Origin of the sequence: Ichthyobacterium seriolicida, from assembly GCF_002369955.1 — a bacterium.
GTDB lineage: Bacteria > Bacteroidota > Bacteroidia > Flavobacteriales > Ichthyobacteriaceae > Ichthyobacterium > Ichthyobacterium seriolicida.
Genome location: NZ_AP014564.1, coordinates 1,229,794 through 1,246,800, shown reverse-complemented (window position 1 = coordinate 1,246,800; position 17,007 = coordinate 1,229,794). Strand labels below are relative to the sequence as shown.

The following is a 17,007-nucleotide window of genomic DNA, read 5'->3' as shown; positions in this document are numbered from 1 at the left end:
GAAAAAAATATGTCATTTTTTATTTACACACTTTAAGGAGGGATAGTGTCATTATACTTTTGGTTTTAAACCTATTTCTATTCCTCTCTTTAATGCAAACTGGTATGAAGGTTCGTATTCATTGGGAATTTTTCCCTCTAGAATTGCCTCTCTTACGTCTCTTTTTATAATTCCTATCTCCTTACAAGGTTCTAAATCGAATAATTTCATAAGAGTATCTCCAGATATAGGAGGTTGGAAATTTCTTATCCTGTCTCTCTCTTCAACTTCTTTTATCTTATTTCTGACAACTTTAAAATTATTTCTATATAGGTTCAACTTGTGTACATTCTTTGTAGTTATGTCTGCTTCACAAAGGGTCATGAGATCATCTATCTCATCGCCGACATCGAATAATAAACGTCTTATAGCAGAATCTGTAACGCTATTCTCAGAAATAGATATAGGACGAGAACTCAACAGTACCATTTTTTGTACGTATTTCATATTGTCATTCAAAGGCATCTTTAAGCGCTTGAACAACTTATAAACCATTTTAGATCCGATAAATTCATGACTGTGAAAAGTCCATTTTCCATTTTCAAATTTTTTAGTCGAAGCCTTGCCTATATCGTGAAATAAAGCAGCCCACCTCAACCATATATTATCAGTATTTCTAGATATATTATCGACTACTTCAAAAGTGTGAAACATATTGTCTTTATGAGATTGTCCTTCTATTTTTTCTACTCCTTGCAAATTGGTCAATTCGGGAATTAGTATCTCTAAAAGACCTACTCTAAAAAGTAATTCAAAGCCTATTGAAGGTTTTTTTGACATTAATATCTTGCTGAGCTCATCTAAAATCCTCTCTTTAGAGACAATAGATATTCTGTTTTTATTCTTCCTTATAGAATCTAGAGAATCATCATCTATTTCAAAATTTAGCTGAGTAGCAAATCTAATTGCTCTAATCATACGTAAAGGATCATCAGAATAAGTGATATCTGGGTCTAGAGGAGTCTTTATGATTTTATCACTTATATCTTCTAATCCATTAAATGGATCTATGAGTAAGCCAAAATCTGGTTTATTAAGACTCAAGGCCAAAGCGTTTATAGTAAAGTCTCTCCTGTTTTGATCATCTTCCAAACAACCGCTCTCTACTGAGGGTTTTCTACTGTTTATATCATACGATTCTTTCCTAGCTCCTACAAATTCTATATCTAAACCATCGGATTGTATCATAGCCGTGCCAAAATTTTTGAAAATTCTCACCTTGGGTTTATTAGGTAATTTATCAGCTACCATATTGGCTAATTTTATTCCACTTCCTACCGTTACAATATCTATATCTTTTGGAATGTTTCGTCTTAAAACATAGTCTCTTACAAACCCTCCTATGACATAAGTTGGCATTTTCATCTCTTCGGCTATATCACTTATCACCCTGAAGATAGGTTTGTCTAGTATCGTATAATTATTACTGCCCTTGGTGTACATATTTATATAAAAATCTATTCTCTTATTATTTTAATTTCAGCGTTTTCAGATACTCTTATAATAGACGATGGCTTGATGCATTTATTATCTCTGTATAAATTTACACAATAGTCTACCTGATTTAAAATCTCAGAATCTATATCTTTAAAACTATTGGGATGTGCAAAGCCACTAATATTAGCAGAAGTAGATACTATTGGGCTGTTTAACATAGATATTAATCTATTACAAAATGTATTTCTAGTTAGTCTTATGGCAATAGTATTGTCTTTTGATACAATGCTTTTAGGTATCCCTCTTGGATTATCGTATATAATGGTTACTATTTTTTTACGATCATTTATGATTTCCAAAGCTGCTTTGGGGATATCTACAATCTTTTTGAGCATTTGCTCGCTATTGACTAATATGATCATGCTCTTAGCATAAAGCCTCTTTTTTACATCATATATCCTGTCTATAGCACTTTCATTTTTAGCATCGCAACCAAGACCCCAAATAGTGTCTGTAGGATACAGAACAACTCCACCTCTTTTCAATACCTCTACAGTCTTAGATAATTCTTTTATCATTTAATGTGTAACTTTTTTATACAGCAAAAACACTCATCTCCCAGTGATCATTAAGAGAAAAATGCATTTAACTATAAAAAATTGAAACTGAAGGGCAAAAGTAAAAAAATTATCCCCAATAAGATAAAGCTGTTTAGTGCTTTTTATAGGAAAGCTCTTGTAGAATTAACCCAGATTATTCACAGATATATTTCAATATTAGGCATAAAGTGCTAATTTTATTAGGGTTAACTAAAAAACAACGACTTTAGATAAAGTTCAAAAACGAGGAATAGAAATACATTATTTTATATAAGGAAAACTTCTGTTGAGTTAAATTTTTCATCATCAGAAATTAGTTCTGATGGATCTTTAATCATGCTTGAAACCTGAGTTAGATTAATAAAAACGCTTGGCCCTTTTTAATTTATTAATTTTATTGAAGTTTAAGATATTACTGGTGTGGTTATTGGAGTCCTTTTATATGCTTATGAGGTGATTTAATGGAAACTTGATACTTTTTGCACAAAAACATTTTATTTATCACAAACACAAATCTCTTTAATAGCTGTTAATTCAAGTCTTTTGATTGTTTTAAGTAAGCAAATTATTAATCAAACTCGGGTTAGTATGGAAGGATAAAAAGACGTTTTCTAAATGATATGAAATCAATATACAATTCCCCTACAAAACAATCAGCTGAGGCCAGCCCTAAATGACTTTGCAAAGACATGGAAATCCAAGTATTCCTATGCTGTTAAAAGCTGGCGAGATAACTGGGAGGAATTATCTGCTTTTTATGAATTTCCCGTAGAAATCAGGAAAATTATTTACACGACCAACTTGATTGAAAACCTCAATGGAAAAATCAGAAAGTATACCAAAAACAGATTGTCATTCCCAACTGATGCTGCTGTTATAAAATCTATTTTCTTATCTCTGAGAGAGGCTACAAAAAAAATGGCCCAAACCCATACCAAATTGGGAAATAATTTTGAATCAATTTTTAACTATTCTTAACAAAAGAGTTCGACTATGAATAAAAACAAAAAAATGTCATTTTCTATTTACACACTTTTCAGGATAGTCTCGAGTAAATAACTATTCAACACAACTTATCAATCGAACTCTATAATAGATTCTGAAATTTCCCATTTATTTCTCTGCTATGATAGAAATCGAACTCATATGGGGTTTATACTTAAAAAATAGTTTTCTCATTGCTAAAATTCTCTTCCTCTCCAAGGGATGAGATAGAACGTTTATTAGTATCTTGAGAGTATTAAAAACACCTTCATCAGCAATAACTCTTCTAATTTCTAACAATCGCATAGGTTGTCTATAAATTTTCTTGATTTTAAAGCCCTCTTTTACAAGTATATTTACCCACTCATTTTCTGTCAATGGTCTTGCATTTACTTTAATCTCTTTTGAAAGAGCTAATCGTATTTTCTTCTTATGGTCATCTGGGATTTCATTAGGCACTAATTCTAATTCGTGAATACCATATAGACCACCTTTTTTTAGTATCCTGTATGCCTCTTTTATAATATCTGATTTTTGGTTATCAGACTGCATAGTTAACATAGCTTCTCCATATACTTGAGTAGCAACTTCATCACTTAGAGATGTTTTATTTGCATTGGCAATTACAATTTTTACATTGGAAGATCCAATCTTTTTTTCAAGTGAGTTGGCTACATCTTCTATCATCTCTATCCCAGTATACATAGAAGGTTTATATTCGAGTGCTAATAGAGCTGTCAACCCTAATCCTGGAGCAAATTCTACTACCGAACTCTTGGGATTAATATCTATATTTTCAATTAACCATCGTGTTAGTTCTTTTCCCCCAGGACGTAAAACTCTTTTGCCCATCTTAGCCAGAACCCAATGACCTTGACTAGATTCTGATATTGTATCAGTCATTTTGTATTGAAATAATTATTAAAATATCTTTTTTGTTTATGAAAAGGCTGTTTAAAACAGTAGTTTATTAATTATCTTAGACTCACTCAATGTTAATCCCAGCATCAGCTTTTGCACTTTCATAAGCAGTTCTAGCATCATCAACTTTTTTAAGAGCATTAGCAGTCTCTTTAGAGGCATCAGCGGCAATTTTAGCATCATTCTTAGCAGCGGGAAACATATAAGTAAGACCAGTGATAACCATATTAGAATTAGTTTCAGCTTTATCGCCAATAATCCCCTTAGCGATAATAAAAGCTGGAGAATTTCTAAAAAATTTAACAGTTTCTAGGGCATCATTAGCAGCAGCCTCAGCAGCCTCAGCAGCCTCAAAAGCGGCTTCAGAATTAGTGGCATTAACAGCTTCAGTAGAAGTATTAGCAAGATCAGCAGCACTAGAAGCAGCTTGAGAAACCTTTGTAAGCTTTCTGATAATCGTACCAATCATAATAGCAGGAGGAGTAAATGACCAGAATTTTTTCTTAATATCAGTAGCAGTAGCTAATATAGTATCAGTAAATTCTTTAGCTGTAATTGCGCTGTTCTTAGCAGTCTCAGCAGCAGCTTTAGCAATAACATTCTTAGCAGCAGCCTCAGCGACAGCTTCATCAAAAACGCGTTTAGTAGCCTTAACTTTTGCAAAGACAATATTTTCCCTATATATAGTTGCCTTATATGTTCTTATAAATTTCTTTCCGTATACTGTGTAAGTGATAGGAAGATCAGCTTCATAAATACGTGATTCCTCATCAGAGAATCCTTTCTTTTTAAAATTAGCTGTAGTTGGGGTGACAATAGACAGATGTTTATTATTTGTTGTAGTCACAGCCACAGAAATGTCTAAACTAAAAGAATCTTCAGAAAAACTATTTTCCAGATCTGCATTCGTCAATGAACCAAATACTATTGTCTCATCTAAGTCGTTGACAACAGGATTAATAGCTTCAGATTCTAAGCCTTTCAAAGTATTAGCTGTAATAATAGTTTTAGAAACATCAATGCCGCTTGGAGCACTAATAGCGATAACTCTATATTTATGTACAGATTTATCTCTACTTGTAATGGTGTATTCTTGCCCTGAATTATGAATGTCTATATCAGCACCATTTTTAACAATATTGGCTAATTCTACAGCTTCCCCAGTGGGAGGTGATATAGTACCTTCAGAAACAGTAATCTTAGGTATAAAAGTTGTAGTTCCAGGATTAAGTCCGTGAGGTAATAACAGAACATAAAATTTTGAATTTTCAAAAGTTACCTCTTGTGCTACTACATCTGTATTCCCTATTTTATCAGGGTTTTGAGAAACTAACAGTTTAAATTCAGTTATTAAACTCTTATTAGAGGTTGTTTTATCTGTTGGTTTATCGGTAATATATTTTTCTTTTATGCAAGAAAATGTAATACTTACAAGAAGTACTCCTAAAATGAGTTTACTAAAGTTTGAATACATGATCATTTATTTATAAAATTTAATTTTGGTCTCGTTACCTTCTCCTCGATTAGGAAGGAAAATTAAAGGCAAAAATGAAGCACAAATGTATCTATTTTTATTAAGTTTAAATAAAAATAAATAACTAAAAAAACAGTTTTTAAGAAAGTTAGATATTAATCATACCTATATCCATTGATTTTACTACGGTTAAAGAGAATTGAAGTTGTAATCATATTGAAACCTGAGTTCGATTAATAAAGACGCTTAAATCCTTTGATTTTATTCGGATTTAAGGAAATAGCCCTTTAATTTTGGGCTCTTTTTGTATGCTTATGAGGCCGACTTAGTCGAAATCTAACAATTCTTGCACTAAAACATTCTATTTATCACAAACACAAACCTCTTTAATCTCAGTTAATTAAAGGGTTTTAAGTGCTTTAATTAAGTAAATTATTAATCGAACTCAGGTTTATAGAAAACATGTCAACTTTTCAATAATAAATAGTTTCGTAAATATTTTAAAATAGCGAAAACAAGAGTTAGTATGTCCCTCATCAGACTCAGTTAATTAAAGTTTTCCAAGTGTTTTTGCTAATCAATTTATTAATTGAAATCAGATCAATAAATTTCATTTACAACAGCACATAATTCATATTGCTACTATTTTAGAACAAGGAAAATATACTAATATTGCACTCTTCAAATCAATATTGTAAGTTTTCAAATGAAAAAATCAAAACTAATATTAATATCCTTGATTAGCTTAAGAGTTATAGCTCAGCACGATAACACAGATGATATCACCTCTAAAAGAGATACTATAGAATTTATAAAATCAATGGACTTAAGTGAAATAATCCTTACTTCAGACAAAAAATATAAAAAAGTAACCCATAGTACTGTGCCTGTTACACTTATAAGCAGGGGTCAGTTAAAAAATGCAGGTGATGGACAGTTAATAAATATATTAGGATCTACAATGGGTATAAATATTGATTCATCAGATGGCGATACTCCAAAACTTCAATTACAAGGCCTAGATCAAGAATATACTTTGATGCTGGTAAATGGAGTGCAAATTTTAAGCAAAAATGTAGATGACTATCCAGATTTAAACGAGATTGTAGATATTGACAATATAAAACAAATAGAAATAATAAAAGGATCTGCATCTAGTGAATATGGATCACAAGCAGTGGCAGGAGTCATAAATATAATTACAAAACCCATATTAGAAAACAAATTATCTGGATCTTTTAGATATACTAAATTCAATGACTTAGGTGGAAGTTTACATACACAATACTGCAGTGATAACAAATGGAATATCAGTACAGATATTGGCTTCTCTAAAAATCTTCCCTATTTCCCTTACATAAATTCTGAACAAAATAGTGTAAAAAAAAAAGATCTTTATAGTAAATTTAGATTTGCAAGTGTATTTTCAAGCCAAAATACTCCTGATTTAAAAACTTATACAAGTTCTAGGTTAAATTTTAAACGTAAAAGTTACTATTCAGAGGTTTCAAACCAAAATAGTTATTCCGATCTATTAAATTTTAATTTAGCACCTACAATTACCTATGATGTTAGCGAACGATTATCTACTAAATTGAGTATATTTTCAAGTATTCATAGCTATAAACAAACTAAAAAAGGTAAACTCGCTGAATATTCACAAGGATCCTTGGAAGGGGAATATATATTGGAGCATAAATTAAGCAATGGAGATAAAATGGTTTATGGAATTGGAAATAACTTTGAAGAGGTTCTAAAATTAGATAATAGGACTATAGACCCTATTCCTGAACGGGAATATGAATATATGCATGCATATGCACGTAAACACAATGTTAAATTTTACGCTGGCCGTGTTTCACCAAGACTAGTAAGTCACAAAAAAAAAGATTATAAAGACCCTGTATATTTTTACGATTTTTATTCATATGGGCAATACTCTGCAAAGTTTTTTGAAAAATTAGAGGTAGTGTTAGGTCTTAGATTTAATTTTAGTTTAAATAGCGGGACCGGTGTCGGTGTAAATCTTGATCCTAAGGCCTCATTTAAATACGATATCACAGATTATATCGACATAAAAGTATCTGTAGCAAAAGGCATTAGAACTCCTAATTTAAAACACTACTACGTACTGTCAGAAGATGATTCCTCTAATATACTTTTAGGAAGTGAACGCCTAGGACAAGAAGCATTCTCAAAATATCTAGACTACCGTGTAAGCGAAGAAGTCAGGGATTATTTTAATAAGTATAACGTACCTGTTGTAGGTCTTGGTGATACCGAAATCGATTATAAATATTGGAAAATATATGCTTCGATACTAATACCTGAAAGTTCAATAGGAACAAATATAGAATTAACTTACAAGCCTATAGACGCAATAGATCTGAAATTAGAACTGTTTAGAAATGATATAGAAAATATGATAGAAAAAGCTAACCTATTTCGTTTTCATATAGGCAGTTATGTGAAAACTTATGTTAATATAGGTTCAGTATTTACCCAAGGTATAGCACTTAGTTCTAACTATGAGATTAATGATAATATATCATTATCTATAGGTTGCCAATACTTGGAAGCTAAGGATAAAGTAGTTTTAGAAGATATAAGGGCTGGAAAAATATTTTCAAAAAAGAGTAAATCTGATAAAAACAAAATTGTGGTAAAAGAAAGTGATTACGGAGGATTAGAAAATAGACCTAAATACAGTGGAAATATTAAATTATTTTTAAATGATATATTGGAGGGTATATCTACTAATATTTCATTTCAGTACAAAGGAAGAATGGGGGTTAATAGCCATTTTAATCACAATGAAATAATAGACAGCGAAGAAGAATATTCAAAGCCTACATATGTGGTAGACATGGGGCTTACAAAAAGATTCCTAGAGGATAGATTAAAATTTATATTAGAAATAGATAATGTGTTTAATCAAACACCATCAACAGAATATTATACTCTTAAATCCTCTCGTCCAAGAAGTTATAACATAACTCTGAGATATGAAATATTATAGGCTGATCAATAAAAAAGAAGATGATCAAATCCTTAGGCATAGGATATTTTTAAGTTAGAGCATAACCATTATAAACCTGAGTTCGATTAATAAAGACGCTTGAATCCTTTGATTTTATTCGGATTTAAGGAAATACCCTTTAGTTTTGGGCTCTTTTTGTATGCTTATGATGTCGATTTAGTCGGAATTTAAGAATTCTTGCACTAAAACATTCTATTTATCACAAACACGAACCTCTTTAATGCCAGTTAATTAAAGGTTTTTAACCTGGATTATTCATGGTTTGTATTTAAATTTGAATATAAAGTGTTATTTTTAAAGGGTTTCAACCAAAAATAACCACTTTAGATATAGCCCAAAAATGAAGAATAAAAACACATTATTTTATAGAGGGAAAACTTCTGTTGAATTAAATTTTTCATCATCAGAAATTAGCTCTGATGGATCTTTAATCATGCTTGAAAAACTAGAACGAGATCATAGATTGATTAACCTGGATTATTCATGGTTATATTTCAATATTGTGCATAAAGTGTTACTTTTAAAGGGTTTCAACCAAAAATAACCACTTTAGATATAGTCCAAAAATGAGGAATAAAAATACATTGTTTATAACCTGAGTTAGATTGGTAATTACTCAGAAATACTGAGTAAAACAATATTTTTAACTTGAAAAATTCATATGACTATGAATAATCCGGGTTAATATGACTGTGAATAATCCAGGTTAATTATTACAGTAAATTTTTGCCTGATACTCGAGACTCTAGATTTATTATTTATAGCATAGAGCATCAGTTAAAGCAAAGGGTTTATATGATCATGTTAGGCTATGAAGACGCCAATGATGTTAATCATTTACAGAACGATCCTTTATTTAAAGATGTTCTTCAAGGTGATTTGGCTTCTCAACCTACTATATCAAGATTTGAGAATAGCTTTGATAAACGGGCTGTTTTTAAGTTTTGTAATGCGTGGTTAGACAAATATATTTCAAGTTTATCTAATCGCAAGAGAATAGTTATTGATGTAGATTCAACCGATGATCCAACTCATGGCAGTCAACAATTGTCAATGTTTAACGGTTATTATGGGTCTATTCATGTACAATGAACTATTTTTTTCATGATGGAGATACAGGGCAGATTATTCTTCCTGTACTCCGCCCAGGAAACAGTTATTCTAATAAATGGTATGTAAGTATTTTAAAGCGAATAATTATCAAAATACGTAAGAGGTACCCAGAGATGGAAATAATTATTAGAAGTGATAGCGGCTTTAGTTGCGCCGCCTTTTACCAATTAGTAGATGATTTTAATTTACTATATGTGACAGGCATAGCGAGTAATGAAGTTTTAAAAAGAAAGGTATTTCGGTCAAAAAATGCTGTAAAAAAATTGTATTTGGATCAGGGAGAGAAGCACCAACATTTTATGAAATTCACTTACAAAGCCAAGAGTTGGCACAAGCCTCAACAGTGCTATTCTAAAGTTGAGAGTACAGGATTAGGGATGAATATAAGGCATTTTTCTAGTAATCTTCCCCAAAAGGATGCTAGAAAAATTTACTTTGACTTTTATGTTAAAAGAGGTGATTCAAGTGAAAATAGAATAAAAGAAGTTAAAATATGTGTTTTTCTGACCGTTTGTCAAATCATAGTTTTTTTGCTAGCTTTTTTAGACTTATGATAAGTAGTCTTGCCTATGAAATGTTTTTATTACTGAAACAGAAGATAAAGAAAACAAGATTTGAAGTAGCTAAAAAATGGTTAATCAGTTCAATTAGAACTTATCTTTTGAAGGTAGGAGCAACGATTAAAATTACCAAAAGACGAATCTATTACCAGCTATCTAAATATTTTGTTTACAAGGCTTTATTTCGGGAAATTATTACTCAGTAGCAGTTGTTTATTTGTGAAATGAACAACCTTGGGATAGTTACGTTCTGTCGTTAAAAAACCATGTAAAAACACTAAAAACCTGAGTTCGATTAATAAAATCACTTTAATCCTTTGATTTTATTAGGATTTAAGGAAATGCCCTTTTAGTTTTTGGCTCTTTTGTGTGTTTATGAGACTATTTGTGGAAATTTAACAATTTTCGCGCAAAAAACACTCAATTTATCACAAATACGAGTCTCTTTAATCCCAGTTAATTCAAGACTTTTGACCGTTTTAATTAAGCAAATTATTAATCGAACTCAGGTTTGAATATTTCTGTGCAAAAAGTATCAAATTTCCACTAAGTCGCTTCATAAGTATTCAAATAATCGCACTAATAATCCATTAACCTCAATAAATAACCTCAATAAATTCAAGGGTTATAGAGTTTTTATTAATCGAACTCAGGTTATTAGATAAGTACACTGACTATTTGCTCATTCAATCCGATTATGAGATAGGAAAAAAAATATGTGAGGAAAAAAATCTACTATTTACAATCCCAAAAGCAAGAATTAATTAGAGATAGAGCAAAAGGGTTTTATCAAACCCGTACAGTATAGTTTCGGAATGCTCAAAGGCTTACCGAAATACTATAGATAATCACCTATCGAAGCCAAGGATAAAATAGTTGGGGTGATATTCCCTGAAAAATGGGCCTGCCAAAAAAGAAACTATCAAACCGCCCGAGTAAACCAAGCATTAGCACTTATTTGCAGCAATATCAATATTTTTAGAGAGAGAGAAAAAAAACACGCTACCAACTTTGGTAATATGTCCTCCCAAGTAGCCCGTAGGGGAATCGAACCCCTGTTACCAGGATGAAAACCTGGCGTCCTAACCCCTAGACGAACGGGCCATCATATCTTAAAATCCCTTAAGCAAGGGAAGACACATGAGCAGATAACTTAGATTTTAAGTTAGATGCTTTATTTTTGTGAATCACACTTTTTTTAGCGAGCTTGTCTACCAAGCTATGTACAACAGGTAATAGAGATAGTGCCTCCTCTTTTACCGTGGTAAGTCTTAGTTTTTTAATTATACTTCTAACGCTTTTATACTGCTGTTTGTTTCTCAGTCTCTTTGTCTCGTTAGACCTAATCCTCTTTAATGCAGATTTGTGATTTGCCATAAGTTTTAACAGAAAATTAACGCTGGTAAAATTAATACTATTTTTAAATATTCAGTCATTTTTTTTTACTTTTTGTAAAAAAGTATAATTGTTATAATTTCTACTTATTATAGAAAAGCAATTGGTGTACCCAATAGTAAAAGATACATACTCCAACTATTATAAAAATTACATTTGGTATGTTGCCCAAAATTGGAAGAATCTTAAAACTAGACTGAAAAAAACTCTGTATAATATCGAGAATATCGTTATTCATTGTATTTTACTTTAAAAAGTGGTTCGGCAAAGGTAGAGCATTTATATTATTCTCTCTCTATATATTACTTCGTATTTTTTTAAATAAGTCTGAACAAAAAACAAAATCTAAGATCGATTTATCATTAGTGTGTAGAATATCTGTTTTATTCCCTTCCCATTTTTTCATTCCATCTTTAAGAAAGATAATATTATCTCCTATTTGCATTATGGAATTCATATCGTGAGTATTTGCTACGGTGGTGATATTGTATTCTTTTGTAATCTTCTGGATTAATTCATCAATTACGATTGAAGTTCTAGGATCTAATCCCGAATTAGGTTCATCGAAAAATAAATATTTTGGTTTCATTACGATGGCTCTTGCAATGGCAACTCTCTTTTTCATTCCTCCTGATAATTCAGATGGATATTTATTTCCGATATTTTCTAGATTAACTTTTTTTAGGACTGTTTCAGCTATGTCTTCCATTTTTTCAATACTGTAATCAGTATACATCTTCAGGGGGAAGATAACATTTTCAACAACAGAATAAGAATCGAATAAAGCACTTCCCTGGAATACCATGCCTATTTCCATTCTCAAATTCTGTTTTTCCTTTATGTTTAAATCGTGAAAAGATCTTCCGTCATAGAAAACTTTGCCTTTATCGATTTCTGTCAACCCCAATAGACTTTTTATAAAGACAGTTTTTCCAGATCCACTTGAACCTAAAATGAAATTCACCTTTCCTCTCTCTAAACAAAGGGAAATGTCTTTTAAGACTTCTGTATCAGAAAAAGATTTACACAAATTTTCGACTAGTATCATTTCAATATAACTTTTGTAAGTAAGTAGTTTAATACTATGATGTGGACTATTGTCCAAACTACTGCCTTTGTACTGGCTCTACCTACTTCTAATGCCCCTCCATTTACGTAATATCCATAAAAAGACGGCACAGTTATTATGACAAAAGAGAAAAAGAGGGTTTTAGTAAAAGAGTATATTATCTGAAATGGTTTAAAATTCATCTGTACACCTATTAGATAATCTTCAGGTGAGAATGATCCTACAACAGCTCCAGCAATCCATCCTCCCAATACAGAAGTTATCATACTAATGGCTATTAGTAATGGAAAAAATGTGAGGCCAGCTATAATTTTAGGTAAAACCAACAAGTTTAGTGAGTTAACACCCATTACGTCTAAAGCGTCTATTTGTTCTGTTATGCGCATAGTGCCTATACTAGAGGCGATATAAGATCCTACTTTTCCAGCAAGGATAATAGAAATCATAGTAGGAGCAAATTCTAATATCACAGATTGACGAGTTGCTATTCCTATAAAGTATTTAGGAATAAAATGGTTGCTCAGTAAGTTGTAATTTGTCTGTATGGCTATTATAGCCCCCATAAATATGGATATGAAAATTACAATATTCAGCGAATTGATACATAAATCGGATATTTCCTTAAATATTAACTCTCTGAAAATAGACCATTTTTGATGTTTTTTTAAAACTCGTCCCAACATCTTAAAGTACAGTCCTATACTTGCTATTGATGAATATATAAATGTTTTTTGGAACATAAAATGATAATATTCAAAAAAATATCACTTCGCTCAAAGTGTCATATCCTTTTTAACTGATCTTTTACTGCTTTTATTTGTTCGGAAAATATTTTAGCCTTATCTAATTTTTTAACTTCTGCCAAAAGGTTTGTAGCTTCTCTTTTGCGTCTTTTAGATATCGCTATTGCTGCTAAGTTGAGCTTTGCCATTGCTCTATCGTGTTTCATTCCCAAGCCTATGGATAATGCTTTCTTTAGATACTTCTCCGATTGAGTCATAGATTTTTGACCTTCTATCAAGCCAAGCATGTAATAGTAATAGGCCTGTTGAGATCGTACTAAAGTCTTTTCAGGTGATTTTATTCTACTGAGCCACTTGCGAGATTTTTCTAATTTCTGTTTTTTTAAGTAGAAAAAAGCCATTATTATATTTTCATTTCTGAAATATAATAACAATACTAGCAGAGCTAGTATTATCAGCATAATCCCATTACCAATATTTCCTTTCATAAATTGAAATACCGACAATGTTAAAAAACATATGATTAGAAGTATTTTAATTACTCGATTTAGCACATTTAAATTTTTAAAATAATTAGTCTTTTATTTCCTCGTTTATATCGCTTTGTCCCTCGTTTATATCGCTTGGTTGATCATTTCCATTATCCTCATCATTGACTTTTGGCACTTTAGTAACAGATGCTATAACATCTTTTGATTTCAAGTTTAAAACTTTCACTCCTTGAGTATTTCTGCCCATTATCCTTATGTCTTCCACAGACATCCTAATTGTAATTCCCGATTTGCTTATTACTATTAGATCATTCTCATCATTGACATTTTTTATAGCTATCAAACCTCCTGTTTTATCAGTTATGGAAATAGTTTTAACGCCCTTTGCACCTCTGTTGGTAATTCTATAGTCTTCTACTTTAGATCGCTTTCCATACCCGTTTTCTGAAACCACTAATATTTCGGAATTCATATCTTCTACACAGACCATGCCTATAGCTTCATCCCCATCATCTTTTAGAGTTATACCCTTTACTCCCGAACTTGTTCGTCCACTAGCGCGAATTTTGGATTCGTCAAATATCACAGCCTTTCCAGATCTTCCTGCCAATACCACATGGCTTTTTCCATTTGTCAGTTGAGCCTCTAATAAGCGATCGTTATCTTGTATTGTTATCGCGTTTATCCCATTTTGTCTAGGACGTGAATACTTTTCTAGAGATGTCTTTTTTACGATCCCATTTTTAGTCACCATGATGACATAATGACTGTTTACGTATTCTTCATCTTTTAGATCATCAGTTCTTATAAAGGCTCTTATCTTATCATCAGGATCTATATTTATCAAATTTTGTATAGGTCTTCCCTTAGATGTTTTAGCCCCTTTTGGTATTTCGAATACCCTTAACCAGTGGCATCTACCTTTTTCTGTGAAAAACAATATATACTGGTGATTCGTAGCTATATAAACGTGTTCTAAGAAGTCTTCATCTCTAATAGACACTCCTTTTTGTCCTACGCCTCCTCGGTATTGTGTTCTATATTCAGTAAGTGGAGTTCTCTTTATATATCCTGCATGAGAGATAGTAACTACTACTTCTTCATCTGGAATCATATCTTCTACCTTGAAGATATTACTCGTGTATACTATATCACTTCTCCTCTGATCTCCATATTTTTCTTTTACTTCCTCTAGCTCCTCTTGTATTATAGCCTTTCTCAGTGACTCGTCCGATAATATGTTTTTAAGTCGCTCTAGTAGCTTGAGTAATTCTTCGTATTCATCCTTTATTTTAGCAGATTCTAAGTTGGTAAGCTTCTGCAGACGCATATCTAGGATAGACTTAGCTTGAATTTCAGATAGAGAAAAAGATTCCATAAGACTACTTCTAGCTGATTCTACACTCTTTGAAGATCTAATGAGTTTTATAACGGCATCTAAATTATCTAATGCTATTATCAGACCTGCTAGAATATGTGCTTTTTTTTCTGCTTGATCTAGTTCAAATTTAGTTCGTCTAACTACTACCTCATGTCTATGTTCCACAAAGTGAACTACTAAATCTTTTAAATTTAATAGCTTAGGACGACCATTTACTAGAGCTATATTATTTATGCTAAAAGAGGTCTGTAGAGCTGTGTACTTATACAAGTGGTTTAGTATCACCTCAGGTATAGCATTGTTTTTCAACACGTATACAATACGCATTCCATTTCTATCAGACTCATCTCTTATTGTTGAAATCCCCTCTATCTTCTTATCGTTTATTAAATCTGCTGTTTTTTTGATCATCTCAGATTTATTTACTTGATAAGGTATTTCATCTACCAATAAGCAGTCTTTTCCATCTATATTTTCTGTTCTTACTTTAGCCCTTAAAACAACTCTCCCCTTTCCAGTGTGATAGGCTTCCTTTACTCCATCATAACCATATATTGTACCTCCAGTAGGAAAATCAGGAGCTTTTACGTACTCCATCAATTCAGGAATGCTTATATCTATATTTTTTATATAGGCAATTATGGCATTTATTACCTCTGTTAGGTTATGAGGGGCCATATTCGTAGCCATACCCACTGCTATACCAGAAGCTCCGTTTACTAACAAATTAGGTATGCGCGTCGGTAATACTACAGGCTCTTTTAGAGTGTCATCAAAATTAAGTTGGAAATCAACAGTGTCTTTATCTAATTCTCCTAATATGTCCTCAGATATTTTTTTCAGACGAGCCTCTGTATAACGCATAGCAGCAGGGCTATCTCCATCTATAGAACCAAAGTTACCTTGGCCGTCTACCATGGTATATCTCAAAGACCATTCTTGAGCCATCCTCACCATACTGTCGTAAACAGAAGAATCGCCATGAGGGTGGTATTTACCTAAAACCTCACCAACTATTCTAGCAGATTTTTTATGGGCACTCTTCGATGATACTCCCAAGTCATACATCCCGTACAGAACCCTTCTGTGTACTGGCTTTAATCCATCACGCACATCGGGCAATGCCCTAGAAACTATAACAGACATAGAATAATCTATGTAAGCAGATTTCATTTCATCAACTATGTTTACTGAAATCAATTGTTCAGGTAAATCTGTCATATTTTGGTTAAAAAATTAAAAAGCAAGTAAAGATGCCGTTCCACACAGCAAGAACAAACCCGTCTAAAACCCGTCAGTTACTTAGTGAGTATACGAAACAGGATCGTCGTAACGCAAGTCTAATCAAACAAGAGGTTTGTAATGATTATCCCTTATAAGGATTAAAAAAAATATTCTGATTAATTCTGGCAGAATACTAATCTTCCTCTTGTCTCAACCTTTGTTTGTATTGTGCTTTTATTATTTGTTGTCTTCTTATAACAGAAGGTTTGGTGAATTGTTTTCTAGCTCTAAGTTGTCTTATCACTCTAGTTTTATCCATCTTTCTTTTAAATCTCTTTAGAGCCCTGTCTATAGCCTCTCCTTCTTTAATAGGTATAACTAACATAGTTGTTCTTTGTAATTTTGAATTTAAAAATCACACAAATTTAGAACTATTTTCTAATAGTTGTAATAGAATTAAAAATATTCTTTAGGTATCAAGAAGAAGAAACATTATTATACTTTTGTCGAAAAAAAATTATCCATATAAAATAGTTA

14 protein-coding genes, 1 tRNA gene and 2 pseudogenes are annotated in these 17,007 nt (G+C 31.8%); 5 read left to right on the top strand and 12 right to left on the bottom strand.

Features of this window, described 5'->3' with window-relative positions; genetic code table 11:
- Nucleotides 1-51 precede the first annotated feature (51 nt).
- Together JBKA6_RS04820 and JBKA6_RS04815 are read right to left on the bottom strand one after the other, a co-directional pair.
- Nucleotides 52-1,482 (bottom strand): CCA tRNA nucleotidyltransferase, encoded by a 1,431-nt coding sequence (locus JBKA6_RS04820; protein ID WP_096686391.1) that lies wholly within the window; start codon nucleotides 1,480-1,482, stop codon nucleotides 52-54.
- A 14-nt stretch (nucleotides 1,483-1,496) separates the two neighbouring features.
- Nucleotides 1,497-2,054: an L-threonylcarbamoyladenylate synthase gene (locus JBKA6_RS04815; RefSeq protein WP_096686389.1), complete on the bottom strand. Its 558-nt coding sequence runs from the start codon at nucleotides 2,052-2,054 to the stop codon at nucleotides 1,497-1,499.
- A gap of 604 nt (nucleotides 2,055-2,658) precedes the next feature.
- On the opposite strand from JBKA6_RS04815, the pseudogene JBKA6_RS04810 reads away from it, so the two are divergent.
- Nucleotides 2,659-3,072 (top strand): annotated as a pseudogene (locus JBKA6_RS04810) (transposase); the annotation flags it as partial.
- Between the two features lie 116 nt (nucleotides 3,073-3,188).
- On the opposite strand, the gene JBKA6_RS04805 reads toward JBKA6_RS04810, so the two are convergent.
- Entirely contained in the window at nucleotides 3,189-3,962 is a 774-nt protein-coding gene (locus tag JBKA6_RS04805) for a methyltransferase domain-containing protein (protein WP_096686386.1), read from the bottom strand.
- Nucleotides 3,963-4,044: 82 nt separating this feature from the next.
- A complete protein-coding gene (locus tag JBKA6_RS04800; RefSeq protein WP_096686384.1) occupies nucleotides 4,045-5,454 on the bottom strand; it encodes a hypothetical protein in 1,410 nt (469 codons plus the stop codon).
- 706 nt (nucleotides 5,455-6,160) lie between these two features.
- Between JBKA6_RS04800 and JBKA6_RS04795 the strand changes: the two genes are divergently transcribed.
- The 4 genes and pseudogenes from JBKA6_RS04795 to JBKA6_RS07940 all read left to right on the top strand — a co-directional run bounded on the left by JBKA6_RS04795 (nucleotide 6,161) and on the right by JBKA6_RS07940 (nucleotide 10,373).
- A complete protein-coding gene (locus JBKA6_RS04795) occupies nucleotides 6,161-8,473 on the top strand; it encodes a TonB-dependent receptor plug domain-containing protein (RefSeq protein ID WP_096686382.1) in 2,313 nt (770 codons plus the stop codon).
- 361 nt (nucleotides 8,474-8,834) lie between these two features.
- Nucleotides 8,835-9,038, top strand: coding sequence for a hypothetical protein (locus tag JBKA6_RS04790; protein ID WP_096686380.1), 204 nt, complete (start codon nucleotides 8,835-8,837; stop codon nucleotides 9,036-9,038).
- A 182-nt stretch (nucleotides 9,039-9,220) separates the two neighbouring features.
- Nucleotides 9,221-9,586, top strand: coding sequence for a transposase (locus JBKA6_RS07945; RefSeq protein ID WP_157776951.1), 366 nt, complete (start codon nucleotides 9,221-9,223; stop codon nucleotides 9,584-9,586).
- Nucleotides 9,583-10,373 (top strand): annotated as a pseudogene (locus JBKA6_RS07940) (transposase). Before JBKA6_RS07945 ends, JBKA6_RS07940 begins: the two are co-directional and overlap by 4 nt.
- 826 nt (nucleotides 10,374-11,199) lie before the next feature.
- Here JBKA6_RS07940 and JBKA6_RS04770 read toward each other — a convergent pair.
- From JBKA6_RS04770 to rpsU, 8 genes are all read right to left on the bottom strand, one after another.
- Nucleotides 11,200-11,271: transfer RNA gene (locus tag JBKA6_RS04770), tRNA-Glu, on the bottom strand.
- An 18-nt stretch (nucleotides 11,272-11,289) separates the two neighbouring features.
- Nucleotides 11,290-11,544, bottom strand: coding sequence for a 30S ribosomal protein S20 (rpsT, locus tag JBKA6_RS04765; protein WP_096686372.1), 255 nt, complete (start codon nucleotides 11,542-11,544; stop codon nucleotides 11,290-11,292).
- A 100-nt stretch (nucleotides 11,545-11,644) separates the two neighbouring features.
- Nucleotides 11,645-11,800 carry a DUF6341 family protein gene (locus JBKA6_RS08105; RefSeq protein WP_394340176.1) on the bottom strand — a complete coding sequence of 52 codons (156 nt, stop codon included), beginning with the start codon at nucleotides 11,798-11,800 and terminating at the stop codon, nucleotides 11,645-11,647.
- 57 nt (nucleotides 11,801-11,857) lie between these two features.
- Nucleotides 11,858-12,610 carry an ABC transporter ATP-binding protein gene (locus JBKA6_RS04760; RefSeq protein WP_096686370.1) on the bottom strand — a complete coding sequence of 251 codons (753 nt, stop codon included), beginning with the start codon at nucleotides 12,608-12,610 and terminating at the stop codon, nucleotides 11,858-11,860.
- On the bottom strand, nucleotides 12,607-13,371 hold the full coding sequence (locus JBKA6_RS04755; RefSeq protein WP_096686368.1) for an MlaE family ABC transporter permease: 765 nt from the start codon (nucleotides 13,369-13,371) through the stop codon (nucleotides 12,607-12,609). Before JBKA6_RS04755 ends, JBKA6_RS04760 begins: the two co-directional genes overlap by 4 nt.
- 41 nt (nucleotides 13,372-13,412) lie before the next feature.
- On the bottom strand, nucleotides 13,413-13,862 hold the full coding sequence (locus JBKA6_RS04750) for a DUF2892 domain-containing protein (RefSeq protein ID WP_317044155.1): 450 nt from the start codon (nucleotides 13,860-13,862) through the stop codon (nucleotides 13,413-13,415).
- Between the two features lie 85 nt (nucleotides 13,863-13,947).
- A complete protein-coding gene (gene gyrA / locus JBKA6_RS04745) occupies nucleotides 13,948-16,467 on the bottom strand; it encodes a DNA gyrase subunit A (protein ID WP_096686364.1) in 2,520 nt (839 codons plus the stop codon).
- Nucleotides 16,468-16,663: 196 nt separating this feature from the next.
- A complete protein-coding gene (gene rpsU / locus JBKA6_RS04740; protein WP_096686362.1) occupies nucleotides 16,664-16,855 on the bottom strand; it encodes a 30S ribosomal protein S21 in 192 nt (63 codons plus the stop codon).
- Nucleotides 16,856-17,007: the final 152 nt, after the last annotated feature.